At 73.3% G+C, this 22,198-nt stretch carries 17 protein-coding genes, 1 rRNA gene and 1 pseudogene; 14 read left to right on the top strand and 5 right to left on the bottom strand.

Annotated elements, in window-relative coordinates; all coding sequences use genetic code 11:
• Positions 1–170: 170 nt before the first annotated feature.
• The 3 genes and pseudogenes from rrf (at position 171) to ABZY44_RS32330 (ending at position 2,701) form a co-directional block, all read left to right on the top strand.
• Positions 171–287, top strand: a 5S ribosomal RNA gene (gene rrf, locus ABZY44_RS32340).
• Between the two features lie 221 nt (positions 288–508).
• Positions 509–1,225, top strand: a pseudogene (locus ABZY44_RS32335) (tetratricopeptide repeat protein); the annotation flags it as partial.
• A gap of 606 nt (positions 1,226–1,831) precedes the next feature.
• Positions 1,832–2,701: a hypothetical protein gene (locus ABZY44_RS32330; RefSeq protein WP_356660104.1), complete on the top strand. Its 870-nt coding sequence runs from the start codon at positions 1,832–1,834 to the stop codon at positions 2,699–2,701.
• Positions 2,702–2,783: 82 nt separating this feature from the next.
• Here ABZY44_RS32330 and ABZY44_RS32325 read toward each other — a convergent pair whose 3' ends face one another.
• Entirely contained in the window at positions 2,784–4,055 is a 1,272-nt protein-coding gene (locus tag ABZY44_RS32325; RefSeq protein ID WP_356660096.1) for a DUF1015 domain-containing protein, read from the bottom strand.
• Positions 4,056–4,167: 112 nt separating this feature from the next.
• On the opposite strand from ABZY44_RS32325, the gene ABZY44_RS32320 reads away from it, so the two are divergent.
• The 4 genes from ABZY44_RS32320 to ABZY44_RS32305 all read left to right on the top strand — a co-directional run bounded on the left by ABZY44_RS32320 (position 4,168) and on the right by ABZY44_RS32305 (position 8,410).
• A complete protein-coding gene (locus tag ABZY44_RS32320) occupies positions 4,168–5,322 on the top strand; it encodes an HAD-IIA family hydrolase (RefSeq protein ID WP_356660094.1) in 1,155 nt (384 codons plus the stop codon).
• 108 nt (positions 5,323–5,430) lie between these two features.
• Complete coding sequence (locus ABZY44_RS32315) at positions 5,431–6,477, top strand: iron chelate uptake ABC transporter family permease subunit (RefSeq protein ID WP_356660092.1); 1,047 nt, start codon at positions 5,431–5,433, stop codon at positions 6,475–6,477.
• Between the two features lie 53 nt (positions 6,478–6,530).
• Positions 6,531–7,550 (top strand): iron chelate uptake ABC transporter family permease subunit, encoded by a 1,020-nt coding sequence (locus ABZY44_RS32310; protein WP_356660102.1) that lies wholly within the window; start codon positions 6,531–6,533, stop codon positions 7,548–7,550.
• A 14-nt stretch (positions 7,551–7,564) separates the two neighbouring features.
• A complete protein-coding gene (locus ABZY44_RS32305; protein WP_356660090.1) occupies positions 7,565–8,410 on the top strand; it encodes an ABC transporter ATP-binding protein in 846 nt (281 codons plus the stop codon).
• Positions 8,411–8,474: 64 nt separating this feature from the next.
• On the opposite strand, the gene ABZY44_RS32300 is transcribed toward ABZY44_RS32305, so the two are convergent.
• Positions 8,475–8,822 carry an SCP2 sterol-binding domain-containing protein gene (locus ABZY44_RS32300; protein WP_356660088.1) on the bottom strand — a complete coding sequence of 116 codons (348 nt, stop codon included), beginning with the start codon at positions 8,820–8,822 and terminating at the stop codon, positions 8,475–8,477.
• Between the two features lie 66 nt (positions 8,823–8,888).
• Here ABZY44_RS32300 and ABZY44_RS32295 point away from each other — a divergent pair, with 66 nt between their 5' ends.
• The 5 genes from ABZY44_RS32295 to ABZY44_RS32275 all read left to right on the top strand — a co-directional run bounded on the left by ABZY44_RS32295 (position 8,889) and on the right by ABZY44_RS32275 (position 14,147).
• The gene (locus ABZY44_RS32295) at positions 8,889–9,251 is read left to right on the top strand and encodes a hypothetical protein (RefSeq protein ID WP_356660086.1); all 363 of its coding nucleotides are present in this window, start codon (positions 8,889–8,891) and stop codon (positions 9,249–9,251) included.
• A 7-nt stretch (positions 9,252–9,258) separates the two neighbouring features.
• A complete protein-coding gene (locus ABZY44_RS32290; RefSeq protein WP_356660084.1) occupies positions 9,259–10,074 on the top strand; it encodes a TlyA family RNA methyltransferase in 816 nt (271 codons plus the stop codon).
• Between the two features lie 92 nt (positions 10,075–10,166).
• Positions 10,167–11,042: an NAD kinase gene (locus ABZY44_RS32285; protein WP_356660100.1), complete on the top strand. Its 876-nt coding sequence runs from the start codon at positions 10,167–10,169 to the stop codon at positions 11,040–11,042.
• A gap of 125 nt (positions 11,043–11,167) precedes the next feature.
• Positions 11,168–12,895, top strand: a complete 1,728-nt coding sequence (gene recN, locus ABZY44_RS32280) for a DNA repair protein RecN (protein WP_356660098.1) — start codon at positions 11,168–11,170, stop codon at positions 12,893–12,895.
• A gap of 175 nt (positions 12,896–13,070) precedes the next feature.
• On the top strand, positions 13,071–14,147 hold the full coding sequence (locus tag ABZY44_RS32275) for a glycosyltransferase family 4 protein (protein WP_356660082.1): 1,077 nt from the start codon (positions 13,071–13,073) through the stop codon (positions 14,145–14,147).
• Between the two features lie 39 nt (positions 14,148–14,186).
• Here ABZY44_RS32275 and ABZY44_RS32270 read toward each other — a convergent pair whose 3' ends face one another.
• The 3 genes from ABZY44_RS32270 to ABZY44_RS32260 form a co-directional block, all read right to left on the bottom strand.
• On the bottom strand, positions 14,187–15,815 hold the full coding sequence (locus ABZY44_RS32270; protein ID WP_356660080.1) for a PucR family transcriptional regulator: 1,629 nt from the start codon (positions 15,813–15,815) through the stop codon (positions 14,187–14,189).
• A gap of 34 nt (positions 15,816–15,849) precedes the next feature.
• Positions 15,850–17,232: an FAD-binding oxidoreductase gene (locus ABZY44_RS32265; protein ID WP_356660078.1), complete on the bottom strand. Its 1,383-nt coding sequence runs from the start codon at positions 17,230–17,232 to the stop codon at positions 15,850–15,852.
• Positions 17,233–17,373: 141 nt separating this feature from the next.
• A complete protein-coding gene (locus tag ABZY44_RS32260) occupies positions 17,374–19,227 on the bottom strand; it encodes a glycoside hydrolase family 15 protein (protein ID WP_356660076.1) in 1,854 nt (617 codons plus the stop codon).
• 420 nt (positions 19,228–19,647) lie between these two features.
• On the opposite strand from ABZY44_RS32260, the gene ABZY44_RS32255 reads away from it, so the two are divergent.
• Positions 19,648–21,300, top strand: coding sequence for a CTP synthase (locus tag ABZY44_RS32255; protein WP_356660074.1), 1,653 nt, complete (start codon positions 19,648–19,650; stop codon positions 21,298–21,300).
• Positions 21,301–21,410: 110 nt separating this feature from the next.
• Positions 21,411–22,043 (top strand): NUDIX hydrolase, encoded by a 633-nt coding sequence (locus ABZY44_RS32250; protein ID WP_356660072.1) that lies wholly within the window; start codon positions 21,411–21,413, stop codon positions 22,041–22,043.
• Positions 22,044–22,198 lie beyond the last annotated feature (155 nt).

Raw genomic sequence — 22,198 nt, 5'->3', positions numbered from 1 at the left:
CAGATGTGGAAGCCCGGTAACGGGTGGAGCTGACTGGTACTAATAGGCCGAGGGCTTGTCCTCAGTTGCTCGCGTCCACTGTGTTAGTTCTGAAGCAACGAACTGTTGCTGGTTTCTAGAGCTAGAACATAACTACAAAGTGTGCTTGTTCGCTCGAAACCGATTAGGGTTTCGGTGGTCATAGCGTTAGGGAAACGCCCGGTTACATTCCGAACCCGGAAGCTAAGCCTTTCAGCGCCGATGGTACTGCAGGGGGGACCCTGTGGGAGAGTAGGACACCGCCGAACAATTTTTCAAAGGACCCCTGGTCCAGCGTTCAACGCTGGATCGGGGGTCTTTTTGTTTTCCAAAGCTTTACGCCGAAGCGCGGCCATGGGTTGGTTGCGCGAGAATGACTAGCGGTACCCCGAAGACAGGAGTCACACCCATGTCCAACTCTCCCGACGATCGTCCGGAGCGCGAGCCTCGGCGCAACGACGGCGGTGACAGGGGCGGCTACCGCGGGGGCCGTGACGACCGTGGCGGCGACCGTCCGCCGTTCCGTCGCGATGACCGTGGTGACCGGCCGGCCGGTGGCGGCTTCCGCCGTGACGACCGTGGTGGCCGTCCCACGGGTGGTGGCGACCGTCCCTCGTACCCGCGCCGCGATGACCGTGGCGGGGACCGTCCGAGCTACCCGCGCCGTGACGACGACCGTGGCGGCCGTCCCACCGGTGGTGGCGACCGTCCCTCGTACCCGCGTCGTGACGACCGTGGTGGCAGCGACCGTCCGGCCGGTGGCGGTTTCCGTCGCGACGACCGCGGCGACCGCCCCTCCGGTGGTGGCTTCCGCGGCAACGACCGCGGCGACCGCCCCTCCTTCCCCCGTCGTGACGACCGCGGTGGGGACCGTCCGAGCTACCCCCGCCGTGACGACGACCGCGGTGGCCGTCCCACCGGTGGTGGCGACCGCCCCTCCTACCCGCGTCGTGACGACCGTGGCGGCAGCGACCGTCCGGCCGGTGGCGGTTTCCGTCGCGATGACCGTGGCGACCGTCCCTCCGGTGGTGGCTTCCGCGGCAACGACCGCGGCGACCGCCCCTCCTTCCCGCGTCGTGACGACCGCGGCGGCGACCGTCCGAGCTACCCCCGCCGTGACGACGACCGCGGTGGGTTCCGCGGCGGCCGCGACGACCGTGGCGGCGACCGTCCCTCGTACCCGCGCCGTGACGACGACCGCGGTGGCCGTCCCACCGGTGGTGGCGACCGCCCGTCCTACTCGCGTCGTGACGACCGTGGTGGCAGCGACCGTCCGGCCGGTGGCGGTTTCCGTCGCGACGACCGCGGCGACCGCCCCTCCGGTGGTGGCTTCCGCGGCAACGACCGCGGCGACCGCCCCTCCTTCCCCCGTCGTGACGACCGTGGCGGCGACCGTCCGAGCTACCCGCGCCGTGACGACGACCGTGGCGGCCGTCCCACCGGTGGTGGCGACCGCCCCTCCTACCCGCGTCGTGACGACCGTGGCGGCGACCGCCCGAGCTACCCCCGCCGTGACGACGACCGTGGCGGGTTCCGCGGCGGCCGTGACGACCGTGGCGGCGACCGGCCCAGCTACCCGCGCCGTGACGACGACCGCGGTGGGTTCCGCGGCGGCCGTGACGACCGTGGCGGCGACCGCCCGAGCTACCCGCGCCGTGACGACCGTGGCGGCGGCGATCGCGGTGGGTTCCGCGGTCGCGACGACCGTGGCGGCGACCGCGACTTCCGCTCCGACCGCGACCCGGTCAAGCGGCTTCCGATCGACGACGACGTCACCGGCTTCGAGATCGACTCGGATGTCCGTCAGGAGCTCCTGAGCCTGCCCAAGGGCCTGGCCGAGGAAGTCTCGAAGAACCTGGTCATGGTGGCCCGGCTGATCGACGAGGACCCGGAGCAGGCGTACGCGTACTCGCGCATCGCCCTGCGTCTGGCCTCCCGTGTCGCCGCCGTGCGCGAAGCCGCCGGCTTCGCCGCGTACGCCACGCAGAAGTACGCCGAGGCGATCGCGGAATTCCGCGCCGCCAAGCGGATGACCGGCTCCGTGGAGCTGTGGCCCGTCATCGCCGACTGCGAGCGCGGTCTCGGCCGTCCGGAGCGGGCGCTGACCATGGCCGGCGAGCCCGAGGTGCAGAAGCTGGACAAGGCCGGCCAGGTCGAGATGCGTCTGGTCGCGGCCGGTGCCCGTCGGGACATGGACCAGCTCGACGCCGCCATCGTCACCCTGCAGAGCCCCGAGCTGGCCTCCCACTCCGTGCAGCCGTGGACCGCGCGTCTGCGGTACGCCTATGCGGACGCCCTGCTGGCGGCCGGCCGTGAGGACGAGGCGCGCGAGTGGTTCGCCAAGACCCTCGAGGCCGACAAGGACGGGGCCACGGACGCCTCCGACCGGCTCGCCGAGCTGGACGGGGTCGAGTTCGTCGACGCCGCCGGCGGTGACGACGAGGCCGACATCGACGGCGACGAGGCCCCGGACGCCGACCTCGACCGCGAGGCCGAGGACGAGTTCGACGACGACGAGGACGACGACGACCCCGAGGTCGTGGCCGCCGAGCGTGCCTCCGACCAGGCCGAGTACTACGACGAGGACGACGACGAGTACGAGGGCGAGATCGGCGGCGACGCCGATGCCGACCTCACCGACGAGGTCGTCGTCCTGGACGAGGACGACCGCGACCAGGGCTGAGTGAGCTGAGGTAGCTGAGAAAGGGCGGTACCCGGTGGGGGTACCGCCCTTTCCCGTATCCGGAATCCGATGGCCGATCCGGTCAGTCCAGGCTGCGCAGGACCAGGCCGGTGGCCGGTTTCGGACCGAAGGACGTGGACTTGCGGGGCATCGTCACGCCCTGGCGGGCCAGGTCCCGGACGACCGCCTCCCGTACGGGGTGCATCAGGACCGCCGTGCCGTCGATCCGCTCCGCCATCTCGACCGTGGCCTCGGTGTCGTGGATGTAGACGATCTGGTCGGGGGTGTCGGGGACGTCCCAGAGGGTGTCGAGCAGGGTCGCGTGCAGCACGGTGGCGTCGAGCCGGCGCCACGCCTCGGGGCGGTCGCGGCGGACCGTACGGGCGATGAGCGCCGGGTCCGGGTCGGTGACCAGGTGGAAGGTGCCGTCGCCGGTGAGGAGGAAGGCGTTGCCGCGTTCCGCGGCCTCCTCGAGGGCCTCCATGGCCAGCGGCAGCGGGCCGTCGACCGGACGGACCCGGAAGTGGCCCTCGAGGGTGGCCAGCGCGTCGCGCAGGGGGAGGCGGCGGAGCAGCCGGTGGATGGCGCGGACCTGGAGGGGATAGCGGGCGGTGTCCACGAGGAGGACCAGGCCGAAGTCCCAGGCGGTGGGGGAGCCGTGCTCCTCCTGGAGGCGCAGGTACGTGGCCCAGCGGTGGTGGCCGTCGGCGATGAGGGCCTGGCGCTCGCCCAGGTCCGCGGTGATGGCGGCCAGGTCGGCCGGGTCGGTGACCGACCACAGGCGGTGCTGGAAGCCGTCCTCGGTGGTGGTGGAGAACAGCGGGGCCCGGCGCGCGGTCCGTTCGACGACCGCGGCCGCGCCCGCGGACGGGTCGTCGCCGAGGTAGGTGAGGAGGAGCGGTTCCAGGTTGGCCGAGGTGGCCCGCATCAGGCCCGCGCGGTCGGTGACCACGTGCGGCATGACGTCCTCGTGGGGCAGGACGACGCCCGCGTCCGCGGCGGACAGGGCCAGGGCGCCGATGAGCCCGCGCTGCAACAGGCCGCCCCTGCGCTGCTCGTAGACGTAGAGAGCGGGCTCGGGGTCGGCGCTGAGGACGCCCTCGGCGAGCCAGTCGCGCAGCGTGCGCGCCGCCTGCTGGTTGCGTGCGGCGGGGGTGTCGGCCTGGGGAAGGATCAGGCGGACGATGTTGTGGGGATCGGCGGACTCGAGGTGGTCGAGTCCGTCGGGGCGCACGACCACGTCGTACGGCGGTGAGGTGACGGCGGCCAGGCTGCCGACGCGCTCGGGGACATAGCGCAGGCCGTGGAACGGGATCAGCCGCAGTCCACGGTCCGCGGTGCCAGATGTGGTCATTGGTGCATCGTAAGACGCGTCTCGTCATGCGGGATGATCGGGGCAGGACGGAAACCGGACAAGATCGATCTCCCCCAGCCACCGCTGGGAGGACCCAGGAGGAGCGGACACCATGACCCGGCAGAGCAGGACCAGTCCCGCGGGCAGTGAGCGGAATCTGCACGAGGCGTACGACACGGCCCTGCTCGACCTCGACGGGGTGGTGTACGCGGGCGGCGAGGCCATCGCGCACGCCGTGGAGTCGCTCGCCGCGGCGCGAGCCGACGGGATGCACCTCGCGTACGTCACGAACAACGCGCTGCGCACCCCGGACGCGGTCGCGGAGCACCTGGGCGAGCTCGGGATCCCGACGGAGGCCGCCGAGGTGATCACCTCCGCGCAGGCGGTGGCCCGGCTCATCGCGGAGCAGGTGGAGCCGGGGGCGAAGGTACTGGTCATCGGCGGCGAGGGGCTGCGGGTCGCGCTGCGCGAGCGCGGGCTGGTGCCGGTGGACTCCGCCGAGGAGGAGGGGCTCGCGGCCGTGGTCCAGGGGTACGGGGGACCGGACCTGCCGTGGGGGCGGTTCGCGGAGGCCTCGTACGCGATCAACCGGGGGGTGCCGTGGTACGCCTCGAACACCGATCTGACCATTCCGGGCGCGCGGGGGATCGCGCCGGGGAACGGGGCCGCCGTGGAGGTGGTGCGGATCGCCACGGGCGCCGAGCCGCAGGTCGCCGGTAAGCCGCTGCCCCCGATGCACCGGGAGACCGTGCTGCGGACCGGGGCGAAGCGGCCGCTGGTGGTCGGTGACCGGCTGGACACCGACATCGAGGGCGCGTTCAACGGGGACGTGGACTCGCTGCTGGTCCTGACCGGGGTGACGGACGCGGCGCAGCTGCTGCGGGCCGAGCCGAAGTGCCGGCCGACGTACGTGGACCGGGACCTGCGCGGGATGCTGACCGGGCAGCCGGAGGTGGTGGCGGTCGGCGGCGGTACGGACGGCGGGGCGGACGGCGCCGACACCGCCGCCGCGGGCTTCCGCTGCGGGCGCTGGACCGCGGTCGCGCTGGACGGCGTACTGGAGCTGCGGGGCGGGGACGACGGTGCGCGGGACGGTGCGCGGGACGGTTCACGGGACGGGGCCGGGGACGGCGGTGCCGCTGACGCCGGCGCGTCCGACGACGCGGTCGACGGGCTGCGGGCCCTGTGCGCGGCTGCCTGGACGCACGCCGGGGACGGTTCGTGCGGGCTGGACGCGGCCAAGGCGCTGGCCAAGCTGGGGCTGTAGGGGCCTCGGGAACCGGGGTTCCCGAAGGGACGCCGCCGCCGGACGGCGTGGCGCGAGGGGCCGTTCGGGGGATTCGAGCACGGGCAAGATTAGGCTAACCTAACTTCCGTGTTGGTCGAGAGTCCCCCCGAACAGAGCGCGGCGCCGGTCGCCGCCCCCCGCTCGCGCCACGGCGTGCGCGCCGCCGGTCTGCTGGCCGCCTTCGGCGTGCTCGCGCTGATCGCGGTGGCGAGCATCGCCGTCGGTGCCAAGCAGATGCCCCTCCAGGACGTCTGGCACGGCCTGTTCCACTACTCCGGTACGACCTCCGACGTCGTGGTGCGCGACCTGCGGGTGCCGCGCACCCTCCTCGGCGTGCTCGTCGGCCTCGGCCTCGGCCTCTCCGGCGCCGTGATGCAGGCCCTGACCCGCAATCCGCTGGCCGAGCCCGGCATCCTCGGCGTCAACGCCGGGGCCGCGGCCGCCGTCGTATCGGCCATCAGCTTCCTCGGAGCGGACTCGCTCGACGCGTTCGTGTGGTGGGCCTTCCTCGGCGCCGCCGTCGTCTCCGTGGTCGTGTACCTGCTCGGCGGCAGCCGCAGCGCCACGCCGGTGCGGCTCGCGCTCGCCGGTACGGCGGCCAGCGCGGCCCTCGTCGGCTACATCAACGCCGTGCAGCTGATGGACAGCAAGGCGCTGGACAAGCTCCGCTTCTGGACCGTCGGTTCGCTCGCCTCCGCCACCATGGACACCGTCCAGCAGGTGGCGCCGTTCCTGCTGGCCGGCGCCGTGCTCGCGCTCACCCTCGGCCGGCCGCTCAACGCCATGGCCATGGGCGACGACACCGCGCGGGCGCTCGGCGCGAACCTGACGCGGACCCGGATCGGCGCGATGATCGCCATCACCCTGCTGTGCGGGGCGGCGACCGCCGCCTGCGGGCCGATCGTCTTCGTCGGCCTGATGGTCCCGCACCTCGTACGGGTGTTCACCGGGCCGGACATGCGCTGGGTGCTCGCCTACTCGGCGGTGCTCTCGCCCGTCCTGCTGCTCGGCGCCGACGTCATCGGCCGCGTGGTCACCCGGCCCGCCGAACTCCAGGTCGGCATCGTCACCGCCCTCGTCGGCGGCCCCGTCTTCATCTACCTCGTCCGGCGCAAGAGGATGGCCCAGCTGTGACCGTGACCGCCGCACCCCGAAAGGCGCGCCCGGGCCGCCCCGGACCCCGGCCGCTGCACCTGCCCGGCGGAGTGTCGCTGCGCGTCGAGCGGCGGGCGCTGGGCGTGGGAGTGCTGCTCCTGGTGCTCGCGCTGGCCATGGCGGTGGTCCTCATCGGCACCGGCGACTTCCAGATCGCCCCGTGGGACGTCGTACGGACCCTGCTGGGCGACGGCACTCCCGCGCACGACTTCGTCATCAACGACCTGCGGCTGCCGCGGGTCCTGGTCGCCGTGCTCGTCGGCGCGGCCCTCGGCATGTCCGGCGCCGTCTTCCAGTCCGTCTCGCGCAACCCCCTCGGCTCCCCCGACGTACTGGGCTTCGGCTACGGCTCGGCCGTCGGCGCGCTGGTCGTCATCGTCCTGTTCAACGGCGGCGCCGGCCAGGTGGCCGTGGGCGCGCTGGTGGGCGGTGTGGTCGCCGGCCTCCTCGTGTACCTGCTCGCCTACAGGCAAGGCATCCACGGCTACCGGCTGGTCCTCGTCGGCATCGGCGCCTCCGCGATGCTGATCGCCGTCATCCAGTACCTGCTGACGAAGGCACAGCTCGTCGAGGCGACCCGCGCGATGGTCTGGCTGACCGGCTCGCTCGCGGGCCGGGACTGGGCCCAGGTCTGGCCGCTGCTCGCCACCTGCGCGGTGCTGTTCCCGCTGATCCTCGGCCGGAGCCGGGCGCTGAGGATGATCGAGATGGGCGACGACGCGGCGTACGCCCTCGGCGTGCGGGTCGAGCGGACCCGGCTGCTGCTGATGGTGGCGGCGATCCTGCTGACCACCGCGGCCAGCGCCGCCGCCGGGCCGATCAGCTTCGTCGCGCTGGCCGCGCCGCAGCTGGCGCGCCGGCTGACCCGCTCGCCCGGGGCGAGCCTGCTGACCGGGGCGCTGATGGGCGCCCTCCTGCTGATGGTGTCCGACTGGGCCTCCCAGCGGGCCTTCGGCCCCGACCAACTGCCGGTGGGCGTCGTGACGGGCCTGGTCGGCGGCGTCTACCTGCTCTGGCTGCTCGTCACCGAGCGCAAGGCGGGCCGCATATGAGGAACCAGAGGGGCATGAGCAATCAGAGGGGCATGAGCAACCAGAGGAGCAGGCAAGTGCAGCGGCTGACCGCGGAGAACGTGACCCTCGGCTATGAACAGCGGGTCATCGCCGAGAACCTGTCGGTGGAGATCCCGGACAACTCCTTCACCGTGATCGTCGGCCCCAACGCCTGCGGCAAGTCCACCCTGCTGCGCGCCCTCTCGCGGATGCTCAAGCCCGCGCGGGGGCGGGTGCTGCTGGACGGGGAGGCCATCGGGTCGATGCCCGCGAAGAAGGTCGCCAAGACGCTGGGGCTGCTGCCGCAGTCCTCGATCGCGCCCGACGGCATCACGGTCTGCGACCTGGTCTCGCGCGGCCGCTACCCGCACCAGGGTCTGCTGCGCCAGTGGTCGGCCGAGGACGAGCGGATCGTGGACGAGTCGATGGCCGCCACCGGGGTCGCCGAGCTCGCGGACCGGGCCGTGGACGAGCTCTCGGGCGGCCAGCGCCAGCGCGTGTGGATCGCGATGGCGCTGGCGCAGCAGACACCGCTGCTGCTCCTGGACGAGCCGACGACGTACCTGGACATCCAGCACCAGATCGACGTGCTGGACCTGTGCGCGGAGCTGCACGAGAACCAGGGCCGGACCCTGGTCGCCGTGCTCCACGACCTCAACCACGCGGCCCGCTACGCCACGCACCTGATCGCGATGCGGGACGGGAAGGTCGTCGCCGAGGGGCCGCCGGCCGAGGTGGTCACGGCGGAGCTGGTCGAGCGGGTCTTCGGGCTGCGCTGCCAGATCATCGACGACCCGGAGACGGGGACCCCGCTGGTGATCCCGGCGGCCCGCAGGGCCCGTACGAAGGCCCCGGTCTAGTACGGCGACCGGGCGACCGGGCGGGGCGCCGGGCCGGGGCCGGGCGCCCCGCCCGGCCACCGCGCTAGAGCAGGCTCTTGAGCTTCAGCAGGTCGCGGAAGCCCGCCTCCAGGCGGACCCGGCCCGAGGCCCAGGCCTTGGCGAACTTCAGCTCGCCCGAGACCAGCGCGAGCAAGTCGTCGCCGGTCATGGCGAGCCGGATCTCGGCCTTGGCGGGCGGAGGCCCGGGGGCCACGGCGTCCACCCGGATCCGGCCTCCGTCGAGGCGGCCGGTGAAGGTCTGGTCCAGGTCGGTGATGTGGCAGCTCAGGGAGCGGTCGAGCGCCGTCGCACCGCGCACGTCGGCGTCGGCCCGCGCGAGATTGCCGGAGAGTTGGTCGAGTGCTGCACGGCACTCTTCGATCGTAGCCATCGTGATCACGACCGTACCGCAGAGTTGAGGGTGGCCGCCGTCGCGCCGGGGGGTAGCGTCAGGGGCATGACCGACGAAGTGTCCTCCGTGCCGCAGGACCCGCCCGTGGCCCCCGCCGCGCGATCCGAGGACGGCACCGGGTACCGGGCCGGGGACCTGGCCGGGCCTCCGCCCGGCGAGCCCGACGGAACGGGAGGGGCCCCGTCCGAAGCCGGCGGGGCGCCCGCGGGGCCGGCCGCGCTCGGGGTCGTACGCACCGCCACGGGACACGCCGCGGTGGACGCGCGCCTGGAGCGGCTGGCCGACGCGGACCGCCTGCCGGCGGACGGGCACGTCGAGGTGTACGAGGATGTACACAGGGGGCTGCGCGACGCGCTGACGGCGCTGGACGCACCCGTGGGCCCCCGTCCGCACGAAAACAGGAGCTGAGCCGAACGTGGCAGGAGTGGCACGCCGCCGCCTGGACGCCGAACTGGTACGCCGCAGCATGGCCCGCTCGCGCGAGCACGCCGCGCAGCTCATCGCCGCTGGCCGGGTGACGGTGGGGGGCAGTACCGCGACGAAGGCGGCCACCCAGGTCGAGACCAGCGCGGCCCTCGTCGTCCTCAAGGACGACGACGACCCCGACTACGTGTCGCGGGGCGGCCACAAGCTGGCGGGAGCCCTCGCGGCCTTCCGGCCGCAGGGGCTGCTCGTCGAAGGGCGCCGGGCGCTGGACGCGGGCGCCTCGACCGGCGGATTCACGGACGTGCTGCTGCGCGCGGGTGTGGCCCACGTCATGGCCGTGGACGTCGGCTACGGCCAGCTCGCCTGGTCGCTGCAGAGCGACGACCGGGTCACCGTCAAGGACCGGACGAACGTGCGCGAGCTGACGGTCGAGCAGCTCGACGGGCTCCCCGTGGACCTGGTCGTCGGTGACCTCTCCTTCATCTCGATCGGCCTGGTGCTCCCGGCGCTCGTACGGTGCTGCGCGCCGGACGCGGACCTGGTGCTGATGGTCAAGCCGCAGTTCGAGGTGGGCAAGGACCGCCTGGGCAGCGGCGGCGTGGTGCGCAGCCCGGAGCTGAGGGCGCAGGCCGTGCGGGACGTCGCGGCCCAGGCCTGGAAGCTGGGCCTCGGGGTGGTCGGGGTGACCGCGAGCCCGCTGCCGGGCCCCTCGGGCAACGTCGAGTATTTTCTGTGGCTTCGGGCCGGGGCACCGGAGCCCGATCCGGCGGATGTTGACCGTGCAGTGGCGGAGGGGCCGCAGTGACAGAGCTTTCGGGGGACCCGGCACAGTCGGCTGGACCGGCGCGGTCGGGGGGAACAGGGCAGTCGGGGGAAACGGGTCAGCGGACCGTCTTCCTGCTCGCGCACACCGGGCGGCCGGCGGCCATCCGCAGTGCCGAGCTGGTGGTGCAGGGGCTGCTGAAGAACGGGCTGGGCGTACGGGTCCTGGAGCACGAGGCGGTGGACCTGCCGCTGCCGCCCGAGGTGGAGCTCGTGGCCGAGTGCACCCCGGAGGTGTTCGACGGGTGTGAGCTGCTGATCGTGCTGGGCGGCGACGGGACCCTGCTGCGCGGCGCGGAGTTCGCGCGCGGCTCGGGGGTGCCGATGCTGGGCGTCAACCTGGGCCGGGTCGGGTTCCTCGCGGAGGCCGAGCGGGACGACCTGGACAAGGTCGTGGACCGGGTCGTGGCGCGGTCGTACGAGGTCGAGGAGCGGATGACCCTCGATGTGGTCGTGCGGACCAACGGGGACGTGCTGCACCGGGACTGGGCGCTGAACGAGGCGGCCGTCCAGAAGGTGTCCCCGGAGCGGATGCTGGAGGTGGTGCTGGAGATCGACGGGCGCCCGGTGTCCGGCTTCGGCTGTGACGGGATCGTCTGCGCGACTCCGACGGGTTCGACCGCGTACGCCTTCTCGGCCGGCGGGCCGGTGGTCTGGCCGGAGGTGGAGGCACTGCTGATGGTGCCGATCAGCGCGCACGCGCTGTTCGCGAAGCCGCTGGTGACCTCGCCGGACTCGGTGCTGGCCGTGGAGGTGCAGACCGGGACCCCGCACGGCGTGCTGTGGTGCGACGGGCGGCGGACGGTGGAACTCCCGTCCGGGTCCCGGGTGGAGGTCAGGCGGGGGACGGTGCCGGTGCGGCTCGCCCGGCTGCACCACGCGTCCTTCACGGACCGGCTGGTCGCGAAGTTCGCGCTGCCGGTGTCGGGGTGGCGCGGGGCGCCGCACTAGCAGCTCCGTGGGCACAGATCTGTGGGCAGTCGTACGTAAATAGCACGACTGTTCGATCAACTCTGGGCGGGTGACGTCACATGGCACCCGGGAAACCTCGGTATCGTCGTCCCGTGCTTGAGGAGATGCGGATACGGTCGCTCGGGGTCATCGACGACGCGGTGGTCGAGCTGTCGCCCGGTTTCACCGCGGTGACCGGCGAGACCGGCGCGGGCAAGACGATGGTCGTCACCAGCCTCGGGCTGCTGCTCGGCGGACGGGCCGACCCCGCCCTGGTGCGGATCGGCGCCAAGGCGGCGGTGGTCGAGGGGCGCGTCGTCATGCGCGCCGACGCCCCGGCCGCCCTGCGCGCGGAAGAGGCGGGAGCCGAGCTCGACGACGGCGCCCTGCTGATCAGCCGGACCGTTTCCGCGGAGGGCCGCTCGCGCGCCCACGTCGGCGGCCGCTCCGTGCCCGTCGGACTCCTCGCGGAACTCGCCGAAGACCTCGTCGCCGTCCACGGCCAGACCGATCAGCAGGGCCTGCTCCGGCCCGCCCGGCAGCGTCAGGCCCTCGACCGGTACGCGGGCGACGCCGTCTCCGTCCCGCTGGAGAAGTACGCGGCCGCCCACCGGCGGCTGCGCGCCGTCTCCGGGGAACTCGAAGAGATCACCACCCGGGCCCGGGAACGCGCCCAGGAGGCCGATCTGCTGCGTTTCGGGCTCGACGAGATCGCCGCGGTGGAGCCCGTCGCCGGCGAGGACGTCGAGCTGGCGGCGGAGGCCGAACGCCTCGGCCACGCCGAATCGCTGGCCTCGGCCGCGCAGACCGCGCACGCGGCCCTCGCCGGGAACGTCGAGGACCCGGAGGGCGTCGACGCGGGCGCGCTCGTCGCCGGGGCGCACCGCGCACTGGAATCCGTACGCGCGCACGACCCGGCGCTCGGCGCGCTCGCCGAGCGGATCGGGGAGCTGGGGATCCTGCTCGGGGACGTGGCCGGTGAGCTCGCCGGATACGCCGACGACCTGGACGCCGACCCGCTGCGGCTGGCGGCCGTGGAGGAGCGCCGGGCGGCGCTGACGCAGCTGACGCGCAAGTACGGGGACTCCGGCAACACCGTGCGGTCGGTGCTGGAATGGGCCGAGCAGGGCTCCGTACGGCTGCTGGAGCTGGACGGCGACGACGGGCGGATCGAGGAGCTGACCGCCGAACGCGACGGGCTGCGCCTCGAACTCTCCCAGCTGGCCCAGGCGTTGAGCGAGGCGCGGAGCGAGGCCGCGACGCGCTTCGCGTCGGCGGTCACCGAGGAGCTGGCGTCGCTGGCGATGCCGCACGCGCGCGTGACCATCGACGTCCGCCAGACCGAGGACCCCGAAGGGGTGGAGGTCGGCGGCCGCCTCGTCGCGTACGGTCCCACGGGCACCGACGAGGTCGAGCTGCTGCTGGCTCCGCACCCCGGGGCTCAGCCGAGGCCCATCGCCAAGGGTGCCTCGGGCGGTGAACTGTCCCGGGTGATGCTGGCTGTCGAGGTCGTCTTCGCGGGCTCCGACCCGGTGCCCACGTACCTCTTCGACGAGGTCGACGCGGGCGTCGGCGGCAAGGCGGCCATCGAGGTCGGGCGGCGGCTCGCGAAGCTGGCCAAGTCGGCGCAGGTCGTGGTGGTCACCCACCTGCCGCAGGTGGCGGCCTTCGCCGACCGGCAGCTGCTGGTGGAGAAGACCAACGACGGCTCCGTGACCAGGAGCGGCGTCACCGTCCTGGAGGGCGAGGCCCGGATCCGCGAGCTCTCGCGCATGCTGGCCGGCCACGAGGACTCGGTGTCGGCGCGGGCGCACGCGGAGGAACTGCTCGCCGCGGCGCAGGCGCCGGCCTAAGGGCTGTCCCTTCCGGATCCGGCCCGCGCGGGACAGCCATTTAGCCCGTGTGAGTGAGGCTTTGGGGTGCGGAACCGTATCTCGTACGGGATCCGCACCCGTATGGTCCCGGAACGCGCGTGCGGACTGGCATTCTGGGCGACGTATCTGCCCCCTCACCCTGGAGCTTCGGCCCGTGAGCAGCTCCCCGGTTCTGGTCCCCGTCCTGCGCACCGTCCAGGTACTCGGCGGTGCGAGCGGTGGCGCGCACGTGCGGTCGCTGGCCACCGGGCTCGCCGCCCGGGGCGTACGGGTCACCGTGTGCGCGCCCGTGGAGGCGGAGGGGGAGTACGACTTCACCGGCGCCGGTGCGCATTTCACCCCCGACGCGGTGAGCGCCCTGCGCGCCGCGTGCGTCGAGGCCGACGTGGTGCACGCGCACGGCGTACGAGCCGGCCTGCGCGCGGCGCTGGCCCTGCGCGGGCGGCGCATCCCCATGGTCGTCAGCTGGCACGGCGGAGGCCCCGGGGCGGGCCGGCTGAGCCTGCTGCTGGAACGGCGCGTCGCGCGGGCGGCGGCGATCGTCCTCGGTGCCTCGTCGGCGCAGGTCGACCTGGCCCGGCGGCTGGGGGCGCGGGACGCGCGGCTCGCGGCGGTGGCCGTACCCGCGCCGGTGCCGCAGGGTCCTTCGGCCGTCCTCGAGCCCGGGAAGGTGCGGGCCGAACTGGGCGTGGTCGAAAGGCCGTTGCTGATCGCCGTCGGGAGCCTGGTGGCGAGGCGCGGATATTCCGTACTGCTGGACGCGGCACGGGCGTGGCGGACGCTGGACCCGCTGCCGCTGCTGGTGATCGCGGGGGAGGGCCCGATGCGGGCGGAGCTCGCGCGGCGCATCCAGCTGGAGGGGCTGCCGGTGCGCCTGCTCGGCCGCAGGCGGGACGCCGCGCGGCTGCTGGCGGTGGCGGACGTCGCGGTCCTGGCGAGCCGGTGGGAAGGCCGGTCGCCGCTGGCGCAGGAGGCCCTGCGCGCGGGCGTGCCGTTGGTGGCGACGGCGGTCGGGGGCCTGCCGGAGCTGGTGGGCGAGGCCGGGGTGCTGGTCCCGTACGGGGACGCGGCCGCGCTGGCCGCGGCGGTCTCGGACCTGCTGACGGATCCCGCGCGGCGGGCGCGGCTGGCGGAGGCCGGGCGGGCGCAGGCGCGGACGTGGCCGTCGGAGGACGACACGGTCGCGCAGGTCCTGTCGGTGTACGACGAGCTGGTGCCGCGGAGGCGGTAGGGTCCGGCCGCCCCGGCGCGCGCGACCGGAGCTGCCGCGTCACGCGGAAGGCGGCGTCGCGTGGCGGCGGGCGCGCAGGGCCAGGCTGAGGGAGAGGACCGTTTCCGGGTCGTCCAGGTCCGCTCCCAGGAGCTCCGAGATGCGGGCCAGCCGGTTGTACAGGGTCTGGCGGTTCAGGTGCAGCTCGCGCGCGGTCTCCGCCTTGCGGCCGGCGTGCGCCAGGTAGGTCTCCAGGGTCGGCAGCAGGGGCGGGCGGGACACCGTGTCGTGGACGCGGAGCGGCCCGATCGCGCGGTCCACGAACGCCGCCAGGTCCGGGTGTTCGCGCAGCCGCCACAGCAGGAGGTCGATGTCCAGCCGCCGTGCGTCGTACCAGGGGCGGGCGGGGAGCCCGTGGGCCGCCGTGGCGGTCTCCGCGGCGTGGCGCAGGCCCGCCGAGGCCGCCGCCCAGCTGCCGCAGACGCCGACGACCACCGCCGGCGGAGCCCCCGCCCGGTCCAGGCCGGCCCGCTCGACGCCGGCCCGCAGCGCCGCCGCGACCCGGTCCGCGACCGTCGCGCGTTCGGCGTCGGAGCGAAGGGAGACCAGCAGGGGGACGCGGCCCTCCACCGGCCGGACCCCGAGGAGCACCGGGACGCCGACGGAGGCGAGTTCCTCCAGGACCGCCCTCGCCAGCACGGCCCAGTTCCCCGAGGGGCCCAGTTCCGAGGACAGCCGCATGACGACGGGGAGGAGGGGGCCGGTTCCGGGCCGGAAGCCCAGGACGCGGGCCTGGGCCGGCGCGTCCTCGGCCGAGATCCGGCCCTCGGCCAGGTCCGTGAGGAAGTCGCCGCGGCCGCGCGCCGCCAGCTCGTCCTCCTGCCGGGCCTGCATCAGGACCACGGCCAGTACGCCCGCCGTCCGCTCCGCCGCCATCCGGTGCACGGGCAGCAGCGGCGAGGACACACCCAGCAGGACCAGCCGCGCGCGGACGGACCCCGTGCCGTGGCCGCCGCCCGGGACGTCGACCACCACGGAGTTGCCGGAGGGCTCGGCCGCGCGCTGGCCCCGCAGGCCCTCCCACACCTGGAGGGGATCCGCCGCGGCCTCGCCGACGGCCGGGCCGGCCGCGTACAGCAGCTGCCCGTCGGGGGTCTCCAGGAAGACCGGGTTGGCCGTGAAGTCGGCCAGGACGTGCAGGACCTGGGGGATCCCGCCGCCGCCCAGCAGGGCCTCCGTGCAGCGCCGGTGGACCTCCTCGGCGCGCTGGAGCAAGGCGTAGTGGCCGTTGACGATCTCGGTGTGGATTTCCTCCGTCACCGTGACGAAGGGGACCTCCCGGTGGAGCTGGACCAGCGGGAGACCGGCCGCGCGGGCCGTTTCCACGAGGGTGGCGGGCAGCCGGGGGAAGCGCGGGCCCAGTTCGACGACCAGGGCGGCGATGCCCCGGTCGGCGAGGCGCCGCACGAAGGCGCGCTGCTCGGCGGGCCGGCTACCGAGGCCGAGCCCCGTGGTCAGCAGCAGCTCGCCGCCCTTGAGCAGGGACGCGATGTTGGGGACCTCGCCCGCGTGCACCCAGCGCACGGTGCGGCCCAGCCGGTCGGCGCAGGCCACCACTTCCGGCAGCCCGCTGCGCAGCCCCGGCAGCTCCAGTGCCCGCTGAACCGTGATCCCGCCCTGGTTGTCCATATCGCGGACCGTACCGGCCGTCCTGTTCCCCGGGCTAACCGGGCTTGATGTTGTGGTTGAAGCGGAAGACGTTGTCCGGGTCGTACCGCCGCTTCACGGCGCCCAGCCGGGCCAGGTTCTCCGTACCGAGTCCGGCCGCGACCCGCTCCGGGCCCTCGTCGCCGGTGAAGTTCAGGTAGACCGCGCCCGTGCTCCACGGCCGCACGTCGGCCCGTACGTCCTTGACCCACCGGCGGCACCGGTCGTCGTCGGCCGGGTCCTCCCAGACGCCGAAGGGGTGCACGGCCCACGCGGCGTCCCGGTACGGCACCGGGAACCGCGACGGTCCCCGCGTGATGGCCCCGCCCAGCGGGAACAGGACGTGCTGGGTCCCGCTGGGAACCGGCATCGAGAGGGCGCGGGCGCAGAACACGTCCACCAGCTCGTCGGGGAGGGCGGTCAGGTACTCGGCCGACCAGTAGTTCCGCATCCCGGGCGGGTCGTCCATCATGCACTGGAGGTCCGCGTAGGGGATCGCGGTCAGTACCTCGGCGACGTGCGGCAGCGACCGGAGGGGGCCGACGAGCTCCCGCAGCGCCTCCTCGCCGCCCGCGTAGGTCACCAGCGCGCCCGCCAGCAGCGTCCCGACCAGATGATCCGGAACGAAGGGCTCCGGCGGGCCGGTCATGTAGATCATGCCGCCGCCGGCCTCGGGCCCGGCGGCCTCGATGACGTCCCGGAAGACGCGCAGCGCCTCGGGGCCGGACTCCGGCGGGTACAGGAGCAGGCACATCGCGAACTCCGGCAGCTCGTGCAGGCGCAGCGTCAGGGAGGTCGCGACGCCGAAGTTGCCGCCGCCGCCGTGCAGGGCCCAGAACAGTTCCGGGAAGTCCTCCGCGGTCGCGGTGAGCGTGCGCCCGTCGGCGGTGACCAGGTCCACGCCGAGGAGGTTGTCCACGGCCAGGCCGAAGTCGCGGTCCAGCCAGCCGGAGCCGCCGCCCAGGACGAAGCCGGCGACGCCGGTGGTGGAGACGCGGCCGCCGGTGGTGGCGAGCGCGTACGGCTGGCAGGCGCGGTCCAGGTGACTCATCAACGCCCCGCCGCCGATCCGTACGGCCTTCGCCGCGGGGTGCACGGTGACCTCGTGCATCCGGCGCATGTCGATGACGAGCCCGCCGTCGTTGAGGGACATCCCGGCCACGCTGTGCCCGCCGCCGCGCACGGCGACCGGCAGGTCGAGCTCGCGGGCGAAGCGGACGGCGGTGACCACGTCAGCTTCGCTCTCGCACCGGGCGATGACCGCGGGGCGCCGGTCGACCATGGCGTTGAAGACGGTGCGGGCCTCGTCGTACCCGGCGTCGTCCGGGGCGAAGACCTCGCCGGAGAGGTCCTCGCGGAGCGCGGTCAGGGCCGTGCCCGCCTTGGAAGTGGACGTCATGGCTGCGGCCCTTCCTCGCGGAGGCGGGGGACCTCCTCAGCGTAGGCGGGGCCGGGGGTGCGGGCGCGGCGAGACGGGCGGGGCGTGGCGCCGGGCCGGGGGATCCGCAGGAGGACGGGCCCCCCGGCCCGGGGCGGGAAGTCAGCCGCCGTAGGCGCCGCTCGCCGTCAGGCGCAGGGCCGTGTCGATCAACGGGACGTGGCTGAAGGCCTGCGGGAAGTTGCCGACCTGCCGCTGGAGCTTGGGATCCCACTCCTCCGCCAGCAGGCCCAGGTCGTTGCGCAGGGACAGCAGCTTCTCGAAGAGGCGGCGGGCCTCGTCGACGCGCCCGATCATCGCCAGGTCGTCGGCCATCCAGAACGAGCACGCGAGGAAGGCCCCCTCGTCGCCCTCCAGGCCGTCCACGCCCGCCTCGTCGCCCGCCGTCGGGTAGCGCAGGATGAAGCCGTCGGGGGTGGACAGTTCGCGCTGGATCGCCTCGATCGTGCCGATCACCCGCTTGTCGTCCGGCGGCAGGAAGCCCATCTGCGGGATCAGCAGGAGGGAGGCGTCCAGCTCCTTCGAGCCGTAGGACTGCGTGAACGTGTTGCGCTCCTTGTCGTAGCCCTTCTCGCACACGTCCTGGTGGATCTCGTCGCGCAGCTCCCGCCACCGCTCCAGCGGCCCGTCGGCGTCCCCGCTCTCGATCAGCTTGATCGTGCGGTCCACGGCCACCCACGCCATCACCTTCGAGTGCACGAAGTGCCGCCGCGGGCCGCGCACCTCCCAGATGCCCTCGTCCGGCTGGTCCCAGTGGGTCTCCAGGTAGCGGATGAGCTTGAGCTGGAGCAGCGACGCGTAGTCGTTGCGGGCCAGGCCCGTCATGTGCCCCAGGTGCAGGGCCTCGGTGACCTCGCCGTACACGTCGAGTTGCAGCTGCCCAGCGGCGCCGTTGCCGACCCGGACCGGGCGCGAGCCCTCGTACCCGGGGAGCCAGTCGAGCTCGGTCTCGCCGAGCTCACGCTCGCCCGCGATCCCGTACATGATCTGCAGGTTCTCCGGGTCGCCGGCCACCGCACGCAGCAGCCAGTCCCGCCAGGCGGAGGCCTCGTCGCGGTAGCCGGTGCGCAGCAGCGAGGAGAGGGTGATGGCGGCGTCGCGCAGCCAGGTGTAGCGGTAGTCCCAGTTCCGGACGCCGCCGATCTCCTCGGGGAGGGAGGTGGTCGGCGCGGCGACGATCCCGCCCGTGGGGGCGTACGTGAGGGCCTTGAGGGTGACCAGCGACCGGACCACCGCTTCCCGGTACGGGCCGTGGTACGTGCACTGCCCGACCCAGTCCCGCCAGAAGTCGGTGGTGGCCGTGAGGGCCTCCTCTGCCTCCGGGGCCTGCGGCGGCTCCTTGTGCGAGGGCTGCCAGCTGATGCAGAAGGCCATCCGGTCACCGGGGCCGACCGTGAAGTCGGAGTACGTGGTGAGGTCCTTGCCGTACGTCTGCGCCTTCGTGTCCAGCCAGACCGAGTCGGGCCCGGCGACGGCGACGGTACGGCCGTCGACCTTGTGCACCCAGGGGACGACGCGGCCGTAGCTGAACCGCATGCGCAGCGCGGAGCGCATCGGGACGCGCCCGCTGATGCCCTCCACGATGCGGATCAGCTGCGGGGCGTGGTCCTCGCGGGGAGGCATGAAATCGATCACTCGGACCGTGCCGCGCGGGGTGTCCCACTCCGACTCCAGTACCAGCGAGTCGCCACGGTAACGGCGGCGCGAGGCGCGCGGGGCCTCGGCGCCGGCCGGGAAGGCCGGGCCGATCCGCCAGAACCCGTGCTCCTCGGTGCCGAGAAGGCTCGCGAACACGGCATGGGAGTCGAAACGCGGCAGGCACAACCAGTCCACCGCCCCGTCCCGGCAGACCAAAGCGGCGGTCTGCATGTCCCCGATCAGTGCGTAATCCTCGATGCGCCCGGACACGTTGCATCTCCAGTCGAACAGCACGTCCGCCCCGAAGGGCGCTGGCATTGCGCGGTCGCGCGGGGCTCCCGTCCCTATCAGTGTGGAACGTCGCGCCCCGCCCATGATTCCGGAACCGAGCGGGTTACGCCGTTCGCGGGGGCTGCTCGACGGTCTGGTGATCGTTCTGCGAGCAGGATAAGACGAAACCCTAGTGATCCCCCTGAGCGCCGGGACAATGTGACTCGGCTGAACGGGTGACCTGGGACGATGCGGCGGACACGGTGCGCGGGAGGGTCCGCGCCGCGTGGCCGGAAGCGGAGCGGCCTCGTCGCTGATAGGCTGGTATCCCGTGGACCGGTGGTCTGCCTGTGCGAATCAGGAGCCCCGAAACCGCAGCTTCGGCGCCCCCTGAGACCCCCTCCGGATCGACGGTGGCAGGCGCCGGACGCACCTTCACCTCGCGACCACGGGAGCCCCCTCTTGGCGATGCCGCCCAAATCCATGACGACCAAGCACATCTTCGTCACCGGGGGTGTCGCTTCCTCCCTCGGCAAGGGCCTGACGGCCTCGAGCCTGGGTGCGCTGCTCAAGGCGCGCGGTCTTCGGGTCACGATGCAGAAGCTCGACCCGTACCTGAACGTCGACCCGGGCACGATGAACCCGTTCCAGCACGGCGAGGTGTTCGTCACCAACGACGGCGCCGAGACGGACCTGGACATCGGCCACTACGAGCGCTTCCTCGACGTCGACCTCGACGGCTCGGCCAACGTCACCACCGGCCAGGTCTACTCGCAGGTCATCGCCAAGGAGCGGCGCGGCGAGTACCTCGGTGACACCGTGCAGGTCATCCCGCACATCACCAACGAGATCAAGCACCGCATCCGCCGCATGGCGACCGACGACGTCGACGTCGTCATCACCGAGGTCGGCGGCACCGTCGGCGACATCGAGTCCCTGCCGTTCCTGGAGACCGTCCGCCAGGTCCGCCACGAGGTCGGCCGCGACAACGTCTTCGTCGTGCACATCTCGCTGCTGCCCTACATCGGCCCCTCCGGCGAGCTGAAGACCAAGCCCACCCAGCACTCCGTCGCGGCGCTGCGCAACATCGGCATCCAGCCCGACGCGATCGTGCTGCGCGCCGACCGCGACGTCCCCACCTCCATCAAGCGCAAGATCTCGCTGATGTGCGACGTCGACGAGGAGGCCGTGGTCGCCGCGATCGACGCCAAGTCGATCTACGACATCCCCAAGGTGCTGCACACCGAGGGCCTGGACGCGTACGTCGTGCGCAAGCTCGACCTCCCGTTCCGCGACGTCAACTGGACCGTCTGGGAGGACCTGCTGGACCGGGTCCACAACCCCGACCACGAGGTCAAGGTCGCGCTCGTCGGCAAGTACATCGACCTGCCGGACGCCTACCTGTCGGTGACCGAGGCGCTGCGCGCCGGCGGGTTCGCCAACAAGGCCCGCGTCCAGATCAAGTGGGTCACCTCCGACGACTGCAAGACCCCGGCCGGCGCGGCGGAGGTGCTCGGGGACGTGGACGCGATCTGCGTGCCCGGCGGCTTCGGCGACCGCGGTGTCAACGGCAAGGTCGGCGCGATCACCTACGCCCGCGAGAACAAGATCCCGCTGCTCGGCCTGTGCCTGGGCCTGCAGTGCGTGGTCATCGAGGCCGCGCGCAACCTCGCGGGCATCCAGGACGCGAACTCCACCGAGTTCGACGCCTCCACCCCGCACCCGGTGATCTCCACGATGGAGGAGCAGCTGGCCTTCGTCGAGGGCGCGGGCGACCTGGGCGGCACGATGCGTCTGGGCATGTACCCGGCGAAGCTCGCCGAGGGTTCCATCGTGCGCGAGGTCTACGGCGACCAGGCGTACGTGGACGAGCGCCACCGCCACCGCTACGAGGTCAACAACGCCTACCGCGGAGAGCTGGAGAAGAAGGCCGGCCTGGTCTTCTCCGGCACCTCCCCGGACAACAAGCTGGTCGAGTACGTCGAGTACCCGCGCGAGGTGCACCCCTACCTGGTGGCCACCCAGGCCCACCCGGAGCTGCGCTCGCGCCCGACGCGCCCGCACCCGCTGTTCGCGGGCCTGGTCAAGGCCGCGGTGGAGCGGCAGCAGGCCGCGAAGTAGCGCTCGGGCGACCCGCTCGATCGGGTCGCCGGGGCCGACCGCCTAACGTAGACAGCCGGGGTACGGAGATCCGTACCCCGGCTGTCGCGCGTTGTGGAGGGCTTCGGGGCATGGAGATCAAGGACACGGCGGAATCCTGGGAGACGGTGTCCACGCGCCGGCCGTTCCAGGGTGCGAAGACGGCGGTGGCCTCGGACGAGGTCCGGATGCCGGACGGGTCCGTGGCGCGGCGCGACTACCAGGTGCACCCGGGGTCGGTGTGCGTGCTGGCGCTGGACGAGGCGGAGCGCGTGCTGGTGCTGAGCCAGTACCGGCACCCGGTGGGGCGCAGGCTGTGGGAGCTCCCGGCGGGCATGCTGGACGTGGTGGGCGAGAACCCGCTGCACGGCGCGCAGCGCGAGCTGTCCGAGGAGGCGCACGTCAAGGCCGCGGACTGGCGGGTGCTGGCCGACTTCTACGCCTCGCCCGGCGGCTCGGACGAGGCGATCCGGATCTTCCTCGCGCGCGGGGTCTCGGAGGCGGACGGGGAGCGGTACTCGGAGACCGGGTCGGAGGAGGCGGACATGCAGCTGGCGTGGGTGCCGCTGCCCGACCTGGTCCGCGGGGTCCTGGCGGGCGAGATCGGCAACCCGGGGCTGGTGACGGGCGTCCTGGCCCTGTCGGCGGCCCTGGCCGGCGAGGGCGGCCTCGAGAAGCTGCGCCCCGCCGACGCCCCCTGGCCGGCCCGCCCGTACGAGGCGTAGCCCCGACCGGGCCCTGGACCCGGCGCCCGGCGGACGCGCGGGCGGACGCACGGGCGGGCCGGCGCTGATGGAGAACCCACCCGTATTCAAGGATGAACTCGCATCGTTCGCCGCGGACTTGCGCCAGCTGCGGATCGACCGCGGCAAACGCTCGT

The sequence above is a fragment of the Streptomyces sp. NPDC006544 genome, assembly GCF_040611715.1.
In the GTDB taxonomy this organism is placed as follows: domain Bacteria; phylum Actinomycetota; class Actinomycetes; order Streptomycetales; family Streptomycetaceae; genus Streptomyces.
Note: the sequence above shows the minus strand (reverse complement) of the source record. Positions and strands in the feature narration are given on the sequence as shown.

Excerpts from the sequence above, each read along its gene's own strand:
- ABZY44_RS32325 (WP_356660096.1), bottom strand. The coding sequence starts at position 4,055 with ATGACCACATCTGGCACCGCGGACCGTGGACTGCGGCTGATCCCGTTC.
- ABZY44_RS32320 (WP_356660094.1), top strand. The coding sequence starts at position 4,168 with ATGACCCGGCAGAGCAGGACCAGTCCCGCGGGCAGTGAGCGGAATCTG.
- ABZY44_RS32305 (WP_356660090.1), top strand. The coding sequence starts at position 7,565 with ATGAGCAATCAGAGGGGCATGAGCAACCAGAGGAGCAGGCAAGTGCAG.
- ABZY44_RS32300 (WP_356660088.1), bottom strand. The coding sequence starts at position 8,822 with ATGGCTACGATCGAAGAGTGCCGTGCAGCACTCGACCAACTCTCCGGC.
- ABZY44_RS32295 (WP_356660086.1), top strand. The coding sequence starts at position 8,889 with ATGACCGACGAAGTGTCCTCCGTGCCGCAGGACCCGCCCGTGGCCCCC.
- recN (WP_356660098.1), top strand. The coding sequence starts at position 11,168 with ATGCGGATACGGTCGCTCGGGGTCATCGACGACGCGGTGGTCGAGCTG.
- ABZY44_RS32270 (WP_356660080.1), bottom strand. The coding sequence starts at position 15,815 with ATGGACAACCAGGGCGGGATCACGGTTCAGCGGGCACTGGAGCTGCCG.
- ABZY44_RS32265 (WP_356660078.1), bottom strand. The coding sequence starts at position 17,232 with ATGACGTCCACTTCCAAGGCGGGCACGGCCCTGACCGCGCTCCGCGAG.
- ABZY44_RS32260 (WP_356660076.1), bottom strand. The coding sequence starts at position 19,227 with ATGCCAGCGCCCTTCGGGGCGGACGTGCTGTTCGACTGGAGATGCAAC.
- ABZY44_RS32255 (WP_356660074.1), top strand. The coding sequence starts at position 19,648 with ATGCCGCCCAAATCCATGACGACCAAGCACATCTTCGTCACCGGGGGT.
- ABZY44_RS32250 (WP_356660072.1), top strand. The coding sequence starts at position 21,411 with ATGGAGATCAAGGACACGGCGGAATCCTGGGAGACGGTGTCCACGCGC.